The sequence below is a fragment of the Nocardia sp. PLKS1-43 genome, from assembly GCF_059510335.1.
Genome location: NZ_JCAJZQ010000015.1, coordinates 62,665 through 79,568 on the forward strand (window position 1 = coordinate 62,665; position 16,904 = coordinate 79,568).

15 protein-coding genes are annotated in these 16,904 nt (G+C 67.1%); 6 read left to right on the top strand and 9 right to left on the bottom strand.

Annotated features, from left to right (window positions below; all coding sequences use genetic code 11):
* Positions 1–27 precede the first annotated feature (27 nt).
* The gene (locus AC5WS7_RS34905) at positions 28–819 is read right to left on the bottom strand and encodes an N-formylglutamate amidohydrolase (protein ID WP_495958905.1); all 792 of its coding nucleotides are present in this window, start codon (positions 817–819) and stop codon (positions 28–30) included.
* Positions 820–872: 53 nt separating this feature from the next.
* On the bottom strand, positions 873–1,436 hold the full coding sequence (locus tag AC5WS7_RS34910) for a TetR family transcriptional regulator (protein ID WP_495958906.1): 564 nt from the start codon (positions 1,434–1,436) through the stop codon (positions 873–875).
* A gap of 142 nt (positions 1,437–1,578) precedes the next feature.
* On the opposite strand from AC5WS7_RS34910, the gene AC5WS7_RS34915 reads away from it, so the two are divergent.
* Positions 1,579–2,454, top strand: a complete 876-nt coding sequence (locus AC5WS7_RS34915; RefSeq protein ID WP_495958907.1) for an SDR family oxidoreductase — start codon at positions 1,579–1,581, stop codon at positions 2,452–2,454.
* 318 nt (positions 2,455–2,772) lie between these two features.
* Here the strand turns inward: AC5WS7_RS34915 and AC5WS7_RS34920 are convergent, their stop codons facing one another.
* The 4 genes from AC5WS7_RS34920 to infC form a co-directional block, all read right to left on the bottom strand.
* On the bottom strand, positions 2,773–3,702 hold the full coding sequence (locus AC5WS7_RS34920; RefSeq protein ID WP_495958908.1) for a TrmH family RNA methyltransferase: 930 nt from the start codon (positions 3,700–3,702) through the stop codon (positions 2,773–2,775).
* 42 nt (positions 3,703–3,744) lie between these two features.
* Entirely contained in the window at positions 3,745–4,125 is a 381-nt protein-coding gene (rplT, locus tag AC5WS7_RS34925; RefSeq protein WP_495958909.1) for a 50S ribosomal protein L20, read from the bottom strand.
* An 87-nt stretch (positions 4,126–4,212) separates the two neighbouring features.
* Positions 4,213–4,407: a 50S ribosomal protein L35 gene (gene rpmI / locus AC5WS7_RS34930; protein WP_040821367.1), complete on the bottom strand. Its 195-nt coding sequence runs from the start codon at positions 4,405–4,407 to the stop codon at positions 4,213–4,215.
* A gap of 68 nt (positions 4,408–4,475) precedes the next feature.
* Positions 4,476–5,159 carry a translation initiation factor IF-3 gene (gene infC / locus AC5WS7_RS34935; RefSeq protein WP_495959024.1) on the bottom strand — a complete coding sequence of 228 codons (684 nt, stop codon included), beginning with the start codon at positions 5,157–5,159 and terminating at the stop codon, positions 4,476–4,478.
* Between the two features lie 349 nt (positions 5,160–5,508).
* On the opposite strand from infC, the gene AC5WS7_RS34940 reads away from it, so the two are divergent.
* The 3 genes from AC5WS7_RS34940 (at position 5,509) to AC5WS7_RS34950 (ending at position 7,519) form a co-directional block, all read left to right on the top strand.
* A complete protein-coding gene (locus AC5WS7_RS34940) occupies positions 5,509–5,856 on the top strand; it encodes a DUF1844 domain-containing protein (RefSeq protein ID WP_495958910.1) in 348 nt (115 codons plus the stop codon).
* Positions 5,857–5,990: 134 nt separating this feature from the next.
* Positions 5,991–6,215, top strand: a complete 225-nt coding sequence (locus AC5WS7_RS34945) for a hypothetical protein (protein ID WP_495958911.1) — start codon at positions 5,991–5,993, stop codon at positions 6,213–6,215.
* On the top strand, positions 6,212–7,519 hold the full coding sequence (locus AC5WS7_RS34950) for a hypothetical protein (RefSeq protein ID WP_495958912.1): 1,308 nt from the start codon (positions 6,212–6,214) through the stop codon (positions 7,517–7,519). The genes AC5WS7_RS34945 and AC5WS7_RS34950 overlap by 4 nt, the downstream gene beginning before the upstream one ends.
* Positions 7,520–7,571: 52 nt before the next feature.
* On the opposite strand, the gene uvrA is transcribed toward AC5WS7_RS34950, so the two are convergent.
* Positions 7,572–10,568, bottom strand: a complete 2,997-nt coding sequence (gene uvrA / locus AC5WS7_RS34955) for an excinuclease ABC subunit UvrA (RefSeq protein WP_495958913.1) — start codon at positions 10,566–10,568, stop codon at positions 7,572–7,574.
* Between the two features lie 240 nt (positions 10,569–10,808).
* On the bottom strand, positions 10,809–11,951 hold the full coding sequence (locus tag AC5WS7_RS34960) for a beta-ketoacyl synthase N-terminal-like domain-containing protein (protein ID WP_495958914.1): 1,143 nt from the start codon (positions 11,949–11,951) through the stop codon (positions 10,809–10,811).
* A gap of 242 nt (positions 11,952–12,193) precedes the next feature.
* On the opposite strand from AC5WS7_RS34960, the gene AC5WS7_RS34965 reads away from it, so the two are divergent.
* Positions 12,194–13,537, top strand: a complete 1,344-nt coding sequence (locus tag AC5WS7_RS34965; RefSeq protein ID WP_495958915.1) for a diguanylate cyclase domain-containing protein — start codon at positions 12,194–12,196, stop codon at positions 13,535–13,537.
* Between the two features lie 116 nt (positions 13,538–13,653).
* On the top strand, positions 13,654–15,951 hold the full coding sequence (locus tag AC5WS7_RS34970) for a HelD family protein (protein WP_495958916.1): 2,298 nt from the start codon (positions 13,654–13,656) through the stop codon (positions 15,949–15,951).
* A 33-nt stretch (positions 15,952–15,984) separates the two neighbouring features.
* Here the strand turns inward: AC5WS7_RS34970 and AC5WS7_RS34975 are convergent, their stop codons facing one another.
* Complete coding sequence (locus AC5WS7_RS34975; RefSeq protein WP_495958917.1) at positions 15,985–16,854, bottom strand: hypothetical protein; 870 nt, start codon at positions 16,852–16,854, stop codon at positions 15,985–15,987.
* Positions 16,855–16,904 lie beyond the last annotated feature (50 nt).

Sequence of the window (16,904 nt, forward strand, 5' to 3'; positions counted from 1 at the left end):
GTCGCGCACCATCCTCGAGGCCTCGAACTACGCTGCTACACAGCCGATCTCATCGATCAATGCGGTCAACGCGGACACCAGGGCGGTTACGCCCGAATGCGGTTCGCCGCCCGGTTCGATCAGGTAGACGTCACGTCTGATCTCCACCATCAGCGCGGTCACCTCCGGACTCCGGCGGTAATGCCGCAGCGGAACATAGGTTCCCGAGAACGGCGAGTTCTCTCCGATCTCGAAGTCGGCGAACGCGTTCCGCGCGGCCGCGAGCAGCCGGGCCGGAGTGTGGAAGGGGTCCGTACCCAGGCAGATCTGCGGGCGCGGCCCCGCACCGTGCAGCTCGTACGGCAGCGCCACGCTCGGATAGGAATGCAGGTCCAGGATGATCGCCCGGCCGGTGGCCGACACCCGGCTCTCGACGGTCCGGGTCATCGTCTGCGCGTAGGGCTCGTAATACCTTGCCAGTAACTCCTTTTCGTGTCCCGCGTCATCCCGGCGGAGCCGAGTTCCGTGGGCCGTCCGGGTATACACCGCCCCCATGCCGACCGCGCGCATCTCCTCCCGTTCATCCGGGAACCGTTCGGGGTCCACCACCAGGCGCGACAGTTCGTTGACCAACAGCCACGGCCGCGTCCCGGCTCGGGCGGCCGATCGTTCCGCGAGCATCGCGGTGTGCGCGTCGGTCATCCGGGACAGTTCGGCCGCCAGTTCGATATCGTCCAGCGTGATATGCGTGCGCACCCGCGCCGGAATCACCCGCGAACCGTGCGGAACATGGATCAGCACGGGCGAATTCACCGCGCCCGGAATCACTCGGTATCGCATCGATGGAGTCGCACTCGGACCGCCTGGCGCCTCGCCGCGGCACGGCGGCTCGATCATCTTCCGGCCGTTACCGTTTCGAGTACGCGCAAGGCCTCGGTGACGCATTCGGTCAGCTCTCGGTCATCGGCCTGGATCCAGCGGGCGAATGCGATCCGGAATGCCGCGACCCCGGCCTCGGCCGCCAGGCTGGCGGCGGGCTCGGTGACGCCGCGTTCGCGCAGCGCCCGCGCAGCGGTCGCGGCGAGTGAGGTGAGTTTGATCAGCTCACGCTCCTGAAGTGAGGCATTGGCGTCGATCACGATCTGACGCTGCCGGGCGAAGTCCCGGCGCTGCGCGAGCAGTTCGGCGAACGCCGCCAACGCGGCGGCCATCGCAGCCATCGGCGCAGCCGAATCTGGCTGTGTGGCAATGACTTTCGAAATAATCTCGTGCAGCACCTCCTGCCCGCCGAACAGTACCTCGCGTTTGTCGCCGTAGTGCCGGAAGAAGGTGCGCTCGGTGAGTCCGGCACGTTCGGCGATCTCCGCCACCGTCACCTGATCGAAGCCACGCTCCAGATACAGCTCCAGCGCCGCCTGCGCCAGGCGGCCGCGTGCGTCCGGTTCCCATCGAGCCATGCGCCCATGATAAGTGATGCCACTTACTGACATCATACGATGACAGCTACTGACATTGCTGCTAGCCTGATGTCATCAACTGACATCAGTACCCGAAGGGCGCTACGGATGCCCGGACGGTCGCAACAGAGGTGGTCATCTCATGCGTCTCTTCGTCACCGGCGGCTCGGGATTTGTCGGATCCGCCGTGGTTCCCGAACTCATCAGCGCAGGTCACGAGGTCATCGGACTGGCACGTTCGGATGCCTCGGCCGCCGCCCTCACCGCCGCGGGCGTCCAGGTGCGGCGCGGCGACCTGCACGACCAGGACAGCCTGCGCGCGGGCGCGGCCGACGCCGACGGCGTCATCCATCTGGCATTCATCCACGATTTCTCGCGATTCGAGGAGAACCAGCGCATCGATCGCGGCGTGGTGGATCTGTTCGGCGAGGTCCTCGAGGGCTCGGACCGGCCGCTGGTCATCGCATCGGGGCTGGTTCCGCTGGACACCGGCAAACCCGGCTCCAGCAACGGTCCGATGATCCGCCAGGCCACCGCCGCCGCGGCGATCCAACTGGCCGACCGCGGCGTGCGCTCGGTGGTACTCGGCCTGCCCACGACCGTGCACGGGGAGGGCGACCACGGCTTCGTCCGCCGTCTCGTCGAAACCGCCAGGGAGAAGGGCGTTTCCGGCTACATCGACGACGGTGCGCACACCTGGCCCGCGACCCATCGTCTCGACGCCGCACATCTGGCCCGCCTCGCCGTGGAGAAGGCTCCGGCCGGAACGGTCGTACACGCACTCGCCGAACCGGGCATCGCGACCCGCGACATCGCCGAGGCCATCGCCCGCAAACTCGACGTCCCGGCGGTCTCGATCCCCCGCGAGAACGCCGCCGACCACTTCGGCTGGCTGGCCGCCATGTGGGGCACCGGCATCACCGGCGACAGCGGCCCCACCCGCGAGCTGCTCGGCTGGGAGCCGACCCAGCCCACCCTGCTCGAGGATCTGGCCCAGTCCTACTACTTCGAGAACTGACCCGCACCTGACTCGAACCGTTCGGCCCGTGCGCAATCGTGTTCGGGCCGTACGGTTGTCGCGCACGAGATCGATCCACCCCGCCGGACGCCCCAACCACCACCTTGCCCTCGGTAATCTGCCGCACGGGTCCCCCCGGACGTCGACCGGTCTGCCGGACCGGCAGCGAAACCTGCTGTCCCGCCACCGACAGCACAGTCATATCTTCTTCGGCCACAATAAGTTTCGCATCCATCCCAGCACACTCGCCTGGGCGCTCACTCCCCCGGTCGAACGTTGAGCACACACCCATCGACCTGACGATCAGCCGGCGATCGATCACCGGTGTTGGACTCGCGCGCCCGCGTAGAGGCAGATGGCCGCTGCCGCAGCGAGATTGAGACTCTCGGCGCGGCCGTGGATTGGGATGCGGATGCGGTGATCGGCGCGGGCGGCTACGGCGGGGTCCAAACCGTGCGCCTCGTTGCCGAAGAGCCAGGCGACCGGGCCGGACAGAATCTCATCCGCGTCGTCCAGATCCACCTCGCCGCGGGCCGTCGTCGCCAGCACCCTGATTCCGGAGGCGGCCAGTGCGGCCAGGACCGCATCGATATCGCGCTCGCGGGCGACCGGCACGTGGAAAAGGCTTCCCGCGCAGGCACGCACGCATTTGCCGTTGTGCGGATCGACCGAATCTCCGGCCAGGACAACACCGTTCGCGCCGACCGCATCGGCAACCCGGATCAGCGTACCGGCATTTCCGGGGTCGGAGATGCCCACCGGGATCGCGAGCATCAGCGGACGCTTCGTGCCGGATCGTCCGCCGGCCGCTTCCTCCGGGCCGCCTACCGCCCGCTCGGCGGCGCCCGCCGCACGCGGTACGGCCTCGGCTCTCTTCGTGCCCCCGCTGGAAGCTCGGTCCGGCGCTTGCGGAACCGGCAGCGAAAGCACCTGCGCCAGAGGTACATCCACCTGCCGGCAGACAGCGACCAGGCCGGGCGGGGTGACCGTCTCGCCGAGCAGTTCGGCGGCGCGCTCACTCACCAGTGTGGTGCGCACACCCGTGGCAGCGGCGCCGGCCACCAGCTCGTGCTCCCGGGCCGCAGCCCGGGCCGAGAAGAACAATTCCTCGATCCGGCCGGTGTCCAGTGCTGCCGCAACGGAATTCGCACCCTCGGCGAGGAACAGCCCGGTCTTGCGGCGCGACGCGCCACGATGCAGCTTGACAGCGGAAACGACCCGCGGATTGCGCTCGGAGAGCGCGTCCACGGGTCGTTCTCGATGGTGAGGGGTCAAGTGCCGGATGCCGGATCAGGCGGCCGGAGCGTTGACATCCTCGGGCAGGGCGGCCCTGGCCACCGCGACCAGGCCCGCGAAGGCCTCGGCGTCGGAGACGGCCAGCTCGGCCAGGATCTTGCGGTCGACCTCGACACCCGCGGCCTTGAGGCCCTGGATGAAGCGGTTGTAGGTGATGTCGTTCAGCCGTGCCGCGGCGTTGATGCGCGCGATCCACAGCTTGCGGAAGTCACCCTTGCGCGCGCGGCGGTCGCGGTAGGCGTAGGTGAGCGAGTGCAGCTGCTGTTCCTTGGCCTTGCGGTACAGCCGCGAACGCTGCCCGCGGTAACCCTTGGAGGCCTCGAGAACGGAACGGCGCTTCTTCTGAGCGTTGACGGCCCTTTTGACGCGTGCCACTGGTCAGTCCTTGTTAGATCGTGGGGCGCTCGCGGCGCCCGGAGGTGGTCGGTTGTTGGCGTCCGAGAAACGGATCGCGAGGCCGGCTCAGATACCGAGCAGCTTCTTGACGCGACGGACGTCGGCGGGCGCGACGGCCTCCGTGCCATCCAGACGACGAGTCCGGCGGCTGGACTTGTGCTCGAGCAGGTGGCGCCGGTTGGCCTGCTGGCGCAGCAGCTTGCCGCGACCGGACACCTTGAATCGCTTCGAGGCGCCGCTGTGGCTCTTCATCTTCGGCATGGATTCCTCAGTTCTGTCTCGTGCCGGTGGCAGCCTGCACTGGCGCTGCCACCGGAGCTGAATCGGTTCTACTGCGGGTTCGCCGCTTGCGCCTCGGGCGCGTTCGCCGCGGCCTCCGGCGCTGCCGCCCGCTGCTGCTGAGCGTTCGACTGCTGGGAGACCGTCTGCTGCGCCTTGGCGCGCGTCTTCGCACCCTTGTGCGGTGCGAGGACCATCGTCATATTCCGGCCGTCCTGCTTGGCCGACGTCTCCACGAAGCCCAGGTCGGCGACGTCGGCAGCCAGGCGCTGCAACAGCCGGAACCCGAGCTCGGGCCGCGACTGCTCGCGACCACGGAACATGATGGTGACCTTGACCTTCGACCCGGCTTCGAGGAAGCGCATCACGTGGCCGCGCTTGGTCGCGTAATCGTGGTCGTCGATCTTCGGTCGGAGCTTCTGCTCCTTGATCACTGTCTGGACCTGGTTCTTCCGGGACTCGCGCGCTTTCTGCGCGGTCTCGTACTTGAACTTGCCGTAGTCCATGATCTTGCACACCGGCGGACGCGCGTCCGGCGCGACCTCGACCAGGTCGAGGTCTGCCTCCATGGCGACGCGCAGTGCATCTTCAACACGCACGATCCCAACCTGTTCGCCACCGGGCCCGATGAGGCGGACCTCGGGGACGCGGATGCGATCGTTGATGCGGGTCTCAGTGCTGATGGGGCCTCCTAGGTCAAGCGGTGTCGTCCAACGACCGCGCTGTAATGGCAACCCCGTATCCAACACGAAAGCCCCGTCCCGGTATTTCACCGTTACGGGGCCCGATGTCGACCGGCCATCGATGGGCACACTGACCACATCGGCCGCGCACTGGGAAAACCAGTACACGGAAACTCATCCATCACGATGAGTGACCGGACCGCTTCACCTGGCGTGTCGGCCGGCAAGCGGTGGGAGTCGGGCTCCACTTACTGCCCCGGCGCGATATGATCCGGCGAATCAGCCGAAAGCACACAGGTCGGGACGGTCGTTGCCGACAACCATAGCATCACCGGATGACGAACTCACAATCGGCGTCCCCGTGACCTGCGACGCCGTGGAAAATGCGATGCTACCGGACATGAACGACGCCACCCCGATCGATCCGGATGTGCGCGAACTGGCCGACATCCCCGCCGTCGAGGTGATCAGCCGGGCCGCGGTCATGCTGATGAGCTCGGCCGCCGAGAAGCTCGGCCTGGCCGATCCGGATCCGGACTCCAGCCCCCGCCGCGACCTGGACGAGGCACGCCGGGTGATCACCGCCCTGGCCGGACTGATCACCTCCTCGGTGGAATATCTGGGCCCGCACGCCGGGCCGCTGCGCGAGGGACTGCAATCGCTGCAGCGCGCGTTCCGCGAATCCTCGGCACACCCCGACGAGCCGGGTATGGGCCCCGGCGAGAAGTACACCGGACCGGTCTACTGAGCCGATTTCGGCCACGACGACTACCAGTACCGACGACGGACATCGATTCCGGCAACGAAAGTAGTTGTCGCTCCTATGATTCGGGATGCGGACGCGTGGGTATTATCGCCGCCGACGCGATAATCAGGAGAAGTATGAACGGCAGAGCCGACCTAGCGCAGGAACTGAAGGAACCGGTCAAAGCAGTGGAGTTGCTATCGGATCAAGAGGCGGCCGATCTGCTCGCTCTGTTCCGGGCCGCGCGCAATAGCGAGACGGCAGCACTCGCGGAGGCCGTTGACGGTATGGTCGGCGTGCTGCCCCGTCCGTTTCGTGCCATCACCAAGCGGATCATGTTCGGAGATCTCACCGAGCTATGAGTAATCTGGTCACCCGCGCTCAGATCGTTCTGCTCGCACGCACCCTGCATGTACCGCCGGAACGGCTATCCCACCTGGAACGACTCGGTCCCGCGCATCTGCACGAACTTCAAGATCGGATGATTCGGCTCCTGTTCGAGCGGCATGCCCAGACCTTCCGGCGCATCAGCAAACTCGTTCCCTTCATTCCCATGAGCATCGGGATACCGCTCATGCGGCGAGTCGTGCCCGCAGCGATGACCGGGCGCGCGGCCGGAGTCATCGGAATCGACCACCCGAAGAAGATCCCCGAAATCGTCGAGTTGCTGGGCACCGAGTACGCGGCCGACTGCCAACCGTATATGGACCCCGACACCATCAGGCATTTCACCGAGGCTACCTACGATCCCTTCGTCCAGATCATCACCGAGGTACTACGCCGCCGCGACTACGTCACCATCGGGCCGATTCTGGCCAATGCCGCACCGCCACTGCTCGGGGCCATCGAGCAGGGCGTGAGCGATGACGAGGGCCTGATCTATTCGGCCGCCTACGTCTACCCGGCAGAGAACCTCAGCACATTCATGCGCCAGTTGCTCACTGGTCCGGCCGGGCGATTTCCACGCATGGCCCGCACGGTTCTGGCGGGATCACCCAATCTGCAGCTGGCCGGGTTGTCGGCTTTCACGCGGTGCGAGCCCGAGGTCGTCCGCGCCATCGGGGAGATCCTGATCAACGCGGGGTCACCACCTGCCATCGGCAATCTCGTCGGCACCGCGATTCGCGTCGGAGCGGTCCCGGAACTGCTAACCCTGATTGGCAATCTCAGTCGGCACACCCTCGGAAAGATGGCCGCGAATCCGGTATTCGACGATCCGGCGATCATGGCGGCGATCGTGGCCTCCCTCAGCGGGCGCATCGAGCAGAACTACTGGCACGGTTTCTTCGCGCTGGCGGCACGGACCAGCACCGAGATCCAGCAGCGAACGGCGCGACTTCTGGCCGAGCTACCGGATGCGAACGTGGTGGATCTGCCGATGCGGGCCACCGAATCCGACGGCTGGCCGATGCTGCTGCAACTCATTGCGGTCGCCGATCCGGCCGTGCAGCAGCGGTTCGGCGCGGCCTGGGCGGCCCTGTCGGCCGAACGCCGGGCCGGACTCCAGTGGCACATCCACGAACACCACCTCGACGCCAGGCTCTCCGCGATCACCGAGGCAGCGCCGACCATGTCGGTGGAGGAGGTTTTCTTCAAGCGCCGCCAGGCACGGCGACATCTCGGCGCGGCCGGGACCGGGACCGGCGACACCTGGAACCCCTGGTAGCAAGGCACGCCCGGGGCGGCTCGTATCAGGCCGCCCCGGGGACCTCAGCGGCTCAGCGCAACGCGGCGGCCTTGCGCCGGGCCGCGGCCGCCTTCTTCGGATCCTTGTCCGCGGGCTTCTTCGCCGCGACCGACGACTTCTTCGCCGCGACAGGCTTTTTCGATGCGGTCTTGCGCGCGGGCGGCGTCGCCGCGGGGATCGCGAGCGCCTCCTTCAGGAATTGGCCGGTATAGCTCTCGGTAACGGCCGCGACCTCTTCCGGGGTGCCCTCGGCGACAACGGTGCCGCCGCCCGAACCGCCCTCGGGGCCCATATCGATCACCCAGTCGGAGGTCTTGATGACATCCAGGTTGTGTTCGATGACGATGACGGTGTTGCCCTTGTCGACCAGGCCGTTGATCACCTTCAACAGTTTGCGGATGTCCTCGAAGTGCAGACCCGTGGTCGGCTCGTCCAGGATGTAGACCGTGCGGCCGGTGGAACGCTTCTGCAATTCGGCGGACAGCTTCACGCGCTGTGCCTCGCCACCGGACAGCGTCGGGGCGCTCTGGCCCAGGCGGACGTAACCCAGCCCGACATCGACCAGCGTTTTCAGATACCGGTGGATCGAGGTGACCGGCTCGAAGAACTCCGCGGCCTCCTCGATCGGCATATCAAGCACCTCGGCGATGGTCTTGCCCTTGTAGTGCACCTCGAGCGTCTCGCGGTTGTAGCGCGCGCCGTGGCACACCTCGCACGGGACGTAGACATCGGGCAGGAAGTTCATCTCGATCTTCAGAGTGCCGTCACCCGAGCATGCCTCGCAGCGCCCGCCCTTGACGTTGAACGAGAACCGGCCCGGCTGATAACCGCGCACCTTGGCCTCGGTGGTCGCGGCGAACAGCGTGCGGATCTTGTCGAAGACGCCGGTGTAGGTCGCCGGGTTCGAGCGCGGCGTGCGGCCGATCGGCGACTGGTCGACCTGGACCAGCTTGTCCAGATGATCCAGCCCGTTGACCCGGGTGTGCCTGCCCGGCACCTGGCGGGCGCCGTTGAGTTTGTTGGCCAGGACCGTCGCCAGGATGTCGTTCACCAGGGTGGATTTACCGGATCCGGAGACGCCCGTGACGGAGGTCAGCACGCCCAGCGGGAAGTCCACATCGATGCCGCGCAGGTTGTGCTCGGTGGCGCCGACGACGGTGAGCTGCTTCTTCTTGTTCACCGGGCGACGCACCAGCGGCACATCGATCTGCTCCCGGCCGGACAGATAGGCGCCGGTGAGCGAGTTCGAGTCGCTCAGCAGGCCGGAATACGGGCCGCTGTACACCACCTGACCGCCGTGCTCACCGGCCAGCGGGCCGATGTCGACCACCCAGTCCGAGGCGTGGATGGTGTCCTCGTCGTGTTCGACCACGATCAGCGTGTTGCCCAGATCCCGCAGCCGCGTGAGGGTTTCGATCAGGCGGCGGTTGTCGCGCTGATGCAGGCCGATCGAGGGCTCGTCCAGGACGTACAGCACCCCGACCAGTCCCGACCCGATCTGGGTGGCCAGCCGGATGCGTTGCGCCTCACCGCCGGACAGGGTCGCCGCGGCGCGCGAGAGCGTCAGGTATTCCAGGCCGACGTCCAGCAGGAAGCCCAGCCGCGCCTGGATCTCCTTGAGCACCTGTCCGGCGATCGCGGCCTCGCGCTCACCCAGCCGCAGGCCGTTGAGGAATTTCGCGCAGTCCCGGATGGACAGGTCGGACACCTCGGCGATGGATCGGCGGCCCTCGCCGGAATCCAATGTGACAGCGAGGATTTCGGGCCGCAGCCGGGCGCCGTTGCAGACCGGGCACGGCACGTCGCGCATATAACCGTCGTAGTGTTCCTTCATCTGCTCGGACTCGGTGTTCTCGAGCCGGCGCTGCAGGAACGGCATCACGCCTTCGAAATCGGCGTAGTACGAACGCTTGCGGCCGTAGCGGTTGGTGTAGGAGACGTGGACCTGATCCGAACTGCCCTCCAGCACCGCCTTGCGCGCCCGCACCGGCAGCTGCCGCCACGGAGTGTCCATGGAGAAGCCGACGGCCTCGGCCAGGCCGGACAGCAGGCGGGTGAAGTATTCGGCGGTCTGCCCACGCGACCACGGCGCGATCGCGCCGTCGTTCAGGCTCAGTTCCGGATCGGGCACGACCAGATCGGGGTCGACCTCCTTGCGGATGCCCAGACCGGTGCAGTCCGGGCAGGCGCCGTACGGCGAGTTGAACGAGAACGAGCGCGGCTCGAGGTCCTCGATATCCAGTGGATGCGCGTTCGGGCAGGCGAGCTTCTCGGAGAAGCGGCGTTCGCGATCGTGCGCGTGCTCGTCACGATCGACGAAATCGAGTACCACGATACCGTCGGCCAGGCGCAGCGCCGTCTCGATCGAATCGGTAAGGCGCTGTTTGGAACTCGGCTTCACCGCCAGGCGGTCGATGACCACCTCGATATCGTGCTTCTCCTGCTTCTTCAGCTTGGGCGGATCGGTGAGCGGATGCACCACCCCGTCCACCCGCACGCGCGAATAACCTTGGGAATTCAGCTGATCGAACAGGTCGACGAACTCGCCCTTGCGGGTGCGCACCACCGGGGCCAGCACCTGGAACCGGATGCCCTCCTCCATGGCCAGCACCTGATCGACGATCTGCTGCGGGGTCTGCTTGGCGATCAGTTCACCGCAGACCGGGCAGTGCGGGGTGCCCGCGCGCGCGTAGAGCAGCCGCAGATAGTCGTGCACCTCGGTGATGGTGCCGACCGTGGAGCGCGGATTGCGGTTGGTCGACTTCTGGTCGATCGACACCGCGGGTGAGAGGCCCTCGATGAAGTCCACATCCGGCTTGTCCATCTGGCCGAGGAACTGGCGGGCGTACGCGGACAGCGACTCGACGTAGCGCCGCTGCCCCTCCGCGAAGATGGTGTCGAACGCGAGACTGGACTTGCCCGATCCGGACAACCCCGTGAAGACGATGAGACTGTCGCGCGGCAGGTCGATATCGACCCCTTTGAGATTGTGCTCCCGCGCTCCGCGCACCGTCAGGCGATCCGCCACAGGTCGTCCCTTCCCATTCGTATTCCGGCGTCCAGTAGTACCCCGGCCGCCATGCTAGGCACACCCACCGACAAGTTTCGTCGGGCAGCGCGCAGTGCGCGCCCGGACCAGGGGATTTCCGGTCATTCGCGGCGAACACCGCCAGTCGGCGAGACCGAACCAACCCAGCCTACTTGCCGCACGCCGACGCGGACTGTGATCTGGACCCCGCGGGGAGTCCGGCGAACCGGCCGGAGGCAATCACACAGAGTCCAGGACGAGCACCGAATTGTGCCCGCCCATACCCAGGGAGGTCTTGACGGTGATCCCGCCGGTGCACTCGGTCGGCCCGTCCAGCAGGCGCGGATGCGCGGGCGCGACGATCGGCGGCGCCGGCACGATCCCGCGCTCGTACCCCAGCGCGGCCACCGCGACCTCGACCCCGGCCGCCGCGCCCTGGCAGTGACCGGTCAGCGGCTTGATCGAGTACAGCGCCGGCCGGTCGTCGAAAATCTTTGCCAGAACGTCGGTTTCGGCTGCGTCGCACTGGCGGGTACCGGGTCCGTGCGCGTTGTAGTAGCGAACCTGGCCGGGCCGCACCCCGGACACGTCCAGCGCCCGGTCGACACAGTCGAGGATCTGTTCGTGGGACGGCTCGACCGATACCACGTGATAGCCGTCGTTGGACATGGCCCCGCCCAGGACCCGGGCGTAAGGACGCCGGGCGTCGCGGGTGAGCACGAAGGCCGTGGACGCCTCCCCCATGCTGAAACCGCGGCTGCCCTGCTGGAACGGGCGGCAGCCATCGAGCGGTTCGGCATCGGCCACCGCCGCGCCCAGTCCGACCATGTGTTCGAGCAGTTCGGGAGTCGCCGACAGATCGGTGGTCACGCAGAGCACGTCGTCGGCCATCCCCTGAGTGAGCCACAACTGCGCGGTGATCAACGCGACATTCGCCGAGCTGCAGGCCGCCGAGACGTCCATCGACGGGCCGTGGAAACCGAACTCGCGTGCCAGCAGCGCGATCGGCGTCGAGGGCAGCAGCGGCAGGAATCCGCGCGAACGCCGATGCCCCTCGTCGACCAGGTAGAAATCGCGCCAGTTCCGGACGTCGCCGAGCACGATCGAATGCAGCACGCCGACCGTGCGTCCGGGGCGCCAGCCGCGGCCGCGGGCATCCTCGATCGCCTCCCGGGCGGCGTCGTGGACGGCCCGCGCGTAGCGGCTCGAACCGATCTCGGCATCGCCGCCCTCCGGAATCAGGGCCACCCATGCGTGCTCGTCGCGACCGGCCCCGTACCCTGGATGCTGCTGAGCGGCGGACTTCCCGCTGAGCAAACCACGCCACAAGACCTCGCGACCCCAGCCGTAACCGGACACGACCCCGATTCCGGCAATCGTCATATGATCTTGGTGTCTCGGGGTACAGCCTGGCATCGCCTCGCTCCTTCACCGGTTCGAGCAGAATAGCGAATAGTCCGCCATCGCTCAGCAAATCTTTGCCGCAATGCTGTCCGATCAATGCTCGACGAAGTGCTCGAACTGTGACCGATCCGACGAAGTCGGCGCTGCGATCCGCCGGACGCCGATAGCAGAATGTTCCCATGCTGAAATTGACATAGATAGTCTTTGATCAGGGGGTACGCGTGGCTGACACGGGCGACGAGGCAGGCGCCGACGCGGTAGACGCCGAGCAACTGGCGCAGCGGTACCGGTCACTGGTGGAGCACAGTCCCGACGGTGTCGTCGTGCATGAGGGCGGCAAACTCGTCTACGCGAATCCGGCAATTGTTCGGTTACTGGGCGCGCAGACGGTCGGGGATATTCTCGGCCGCCCGGTGACCCAATTCGTCGCGCCCCGTGACATCGCGCCGATGCTCACCCGCATCGCCCGCCTCAACGCCACCGGCGATGCCTCCGCACCCGCCGAGATGACCCTGATCCGGCTCGACGGGGGCACGGTCGACGTGGAGACCGTCTCGGTCCTGACCGTCTGGCACGAGCGCCGCGCACACCAGGTGGTCATCCACGACCTCACCGCACAGCGCCGGGCCGAGGACGCCCAGCGTCGCGCCGAACAGCACTTCACCACCGTGGTCTCCCAACTGGAGGAGGGCGTGGTGGTGATCGACCGGCACGGGTGCATCGAGTCGATCAATCCGGCGGCACTGCGCATCTTCGGTCACGAGGGCGGGGACCTGGTCGGCACCGCGATCGCGGCGCTGCCGCTGGCGCTGCTGGACCCCAACGGGCAGCCGCTTCCGGCCACCCGGCATCCGGTCGCGCGCACTCTCGCCACCGGCGAGACCATCGCCCGATACGTCTTCGGCGTCGACCGCACCGACGGCCAACGCCGCTGGTTGTCCGGTTCGTCCCGGCTGCTCAATCCCGGTGATCCGGAATCTTCTGCCGTCTCGTCCTTCAACGACATAACCGAATTCCGTGCCAGCAGAAGGCAATTGGAGTATCAGGCCACCCATGATCCGCTGACCGGCCTGGCGAACCGCTCCCTGGTGCTGTCTCGGCTCGCCGGGGCGCTGGGCACCAGTGAGAATCTGCCGGTCTCGACGGTGCTGTTCATCGACCTGGACGGATTCAAATCCATCAATGACACTCTCGGCCACGCCATCGGCGATACCGTCCTGCAGATCGTGGCCCAGCGCCTGCAGCGCAGCCTGCGCCAGGACGACGTGGTCGGCCGCATCGGCGGTGACGAGTTCCTGGTGCTGCTGTCGGGAGGCGCGGTGACGGAGGATCTGGACGGCCTGGTCGCGCGCCTTCGACAGGCGATGGCCGAGCCGATCATCGCCCGCGGGCACCGGATCCACGTCGACGCGTCGATCGGGGTGACCCCGCTGCATCCGGGCGACGCGCGCACGCCGGAGGCCGTGCTACACGACGCGGACGTCGCGATGTACCAGGCCAAACCCACCGCACATCACGACGGTCCGGGCACGATGCGCCGCCCGAACAGTACCCACGCCTCGTGAGCTGCCGTTAACCTGCGGTTACGGCGCGCCACCCCGAGGGCAACTAGACTCGACAACTCCGTTTTCCCTTCGCATGCGGCCTCGCCCGGCCGACCGTGGTGACAAGGAGTTCCGTCTTGCCCGACCGCCTCACCGAGGATCTCCCGGCGACCGGCCACGCCGCCGAACTGGCACGCGAGCAGACCAAGCTGACGACGCTGTACGAGCGTCTGGACGCGATGCGCGAATACGCCCAGCGACGTCTGCGCACGGTGCTGTTGGAGACCGGCGGCACTCCGCAGGCCCGCAGCGAACGCGAGTCCTTCACCCAGCTGTACAGCGAGGATCTGACCAAATACGACGCCGCCGAGCACGGGCTGTGCTTCGGCCGCATCGATCTGGCCGAGAACGGCGACACCGAACAGCGCTATATCGGCCGGCTCGGCATCCTCGACGAGGACGACGATTACGCCACGCTGCTGCTGGACTGGCGCGCACCGCTGGCTCGGCCGTTCTATCTCGCCACGACCGCCACTCCGGACGGGGTCACCCGGCGGCGGCACATTCGTTCCCGCAACCGCCGGATCACCACGATCACCGATGAATACCTGGATCTGGATCTGGCACGCGCGGAGGGTGCGATCGAGGCCGATTCCGGGGTGGGCAGCGAGAGCGCACTGCTGACCGCGTTGAACGCGGCGCGCACCGGTCAGATGACCGACATCGTGGAGACCATTCAGAGCCAGCAGGACGCCATCATCCGGTCCGAGCACAAGAGCGTGCTGGTGGTGCAGGGCGGGCCGGGTACGGGTAAAACGGCCGTCGCACTGCACCGCGCGGCATACCTGCTGTACACCTACCGCAAACAGCTGGACAAGGCCGGTGTGCTGATCATCGGCCCGAATTCGACGTTCCTGGACTACATCGGTCAGGTGCTGCCCTCGCTGGGCGAGACCGGGGTGTTGCTGTCCACGATCGGCAATCTGTATCCGGGAGTGCATGCCACGCTGGAGGATTCGCTGCGCGCGGGCGAGCTGAAGGGTTCGCTGGACATGATCGAGGTGCTGAAGAAGGGGGTCCGCGACTGGCAGCAGACGCCGCCCGAGCCGATTCGGCTGACCTTCGACGGATACGAGATCGTCCTGGACCGCAAGATCGTCTCCAAGGCACGCGGGCGGGCGCGCTCCTCGCGACGGCCGCACAATCTGGCCCGTCCGGTCTTCGCCGCCTCGGTGGTGGACGCGCTCACCGACCAACTCGCCCAGACCATGGGCAAGGACCTCACCGGCGGCCAGAATCTGCTGAGCCAGGCGGATCTGACCGAGATCCGGGACGAGATGCGTGCCGACACCGAGATCCAGCGAGCCATCGCCGGACTGTGGCCGATTCTGACGCCGCAGGAGGTGCTGGCCGGTCTGTGGGCCGATCCGGCGCGCCTGGCCCGTGCGGCCGGCGGTCTCTCACCCGAGGACCGCAAGGAACTGTTCCGCCCCGACGACGGCAACTTCAGCGCCGCCGACGCACCGCTGCTGGATGAACTCGCCGAACTGCTCGGCGTCGACGACGCGGAGGAACGCGAACGTTCCCGGCGTCGCTGGCGCGCGCAGCTGGCCGAGGCCCAGGACGCGCTGGACATCCTGACCGGGTCGGCCCCACAGGATCTCGAGGACGACCTCGATCCGGAGATCCTGATGGCCTACGACCTGATCGACGCCTCACAACTGGCCGAGCGGCAGAACGTGCGCACCCACCAGACCACCGCCGAACGCGCTGCCGGTGATCGCACCTGGACCTACGGACACGTGATAGTCGATGAGGCACAGGAACTTTCGGAGATGGCGTGGCGAATGGTGATGCGGCGCATCCCGAATCGCTGGGTCACGATCGTGGGCGACGTCGCGCAGACAGGTGATCCGGCGGGTGCCTCGTCCTGGCAGCAGATGCTGGAACCGTATGTCGCCCAACGCTGGAAGCTCACCGAGCTGACCGTCAACTACCGCACACCCGCGGAAATCATGGCCGTGGCCGCCGACGTGCTCGCGGCGATCGATCCGACGGTGACCGTGCCGCGCTCGGTGCGCGAATCCGGTTCGGCGCCGACGGCGACGCGCGTGCCGGCGAGTGAGATGGTCGCCACCGTGTCGGATCTCGTCGCCGCGGAGTCGCGGCATCCCGGCACCACCGCGGTGCTGGCGCCGCACGCCACGCTGCACGACTACGCCGAGCTGGCGGACGAGCAGGTGCGAGTGCTGACCGTCAACGAGGTGAAGGGCCTGGAATTCGACGCGGTGATCCTCGTCGAACCGCAGGACATCCTGGACGAATCACCGCGCGGTCTCAACGATCTGTACGTGGCGCTCACCCGCGCCACCCAGCGACTGGCGGTGGTGCACGCCGGGGAGCTGCCGCAGGTGCTGGGGGCGCTGAACCACTGAGGGCCCCGGACTGCCTGTCTCCACGCGGCACGCTCAGCGTTCGACCAGCAGAGCGGTGTGATTGAGGATGAGCCACTCCCGGTTCTTCCAGCGGTTGGAACCATCGATGGCGTCGTAGCCGCGCAGCGCGGCGTAGCGACCGACGTCGGATATCGTCAGTTCCTTCTCCTGCAGCGCGGTGTACCGGGCCTCCTGTACGCCGGTGCGGTGCACAATGTCGCGCACGGCCGCCAGATCACGTCGGAGTTGTGACATCGCGCGAGTGTGCTCGGATTCGAGGTCGCGCAGCTTGATCGTCCTGGACCCTGGCCGCAACGCCATCCGAAGCATCCGACTTTCCTTGGCCCGGTCCAATCTGCGAGCCGGATTGGTGTAGCGGAGCGCGACCTCTCTCACCGGCGTGGCATATGTCCCGATGCCAGTGGTGCCGCCGCCGGGCCGTGGCGGTTTGTCGAGAAAGTCCTCCACATGGTTTTCCTGCTCGAAGCCTCGGAAGAGTTCCTTCTCCCCGGCCGCGATCGCCGCATCGATCGCCTCCGGGGTAACGCGGGTCGGAAGACCGTTGAATCCCTGCAACGCCTGAATTCTCACCATGGTCGGGTCGGGGCCCACAACAGTCGACGTGCCCGGCTGCCGCAGTGCGATGTAGTCCGCCTCGTCGACCAGATCACGCCCGGCGACATAGGCGGAAGACGTTGTGATGTCGGCAGTCTCGCCGGTCCGCGACGCGGCGGAGGATACGGCCGACACGCCGTCCGCGTCGCCATGTGCCAGGGTGGTCATGGCGTCCTCGGTGGCATGCGCGAGCCGAGCGGGGCCGGCCGCGGACGCGGCGGCGGCGTCTTTGGCGGCCTCGCCGAGCACATCCCGGACCGACCGCCACGCCGCATCCAACTCACCCACGACAGTTACTCTGCTCGAACCCGTGGACTCGTTCTTGCCGCCGGGAAGCG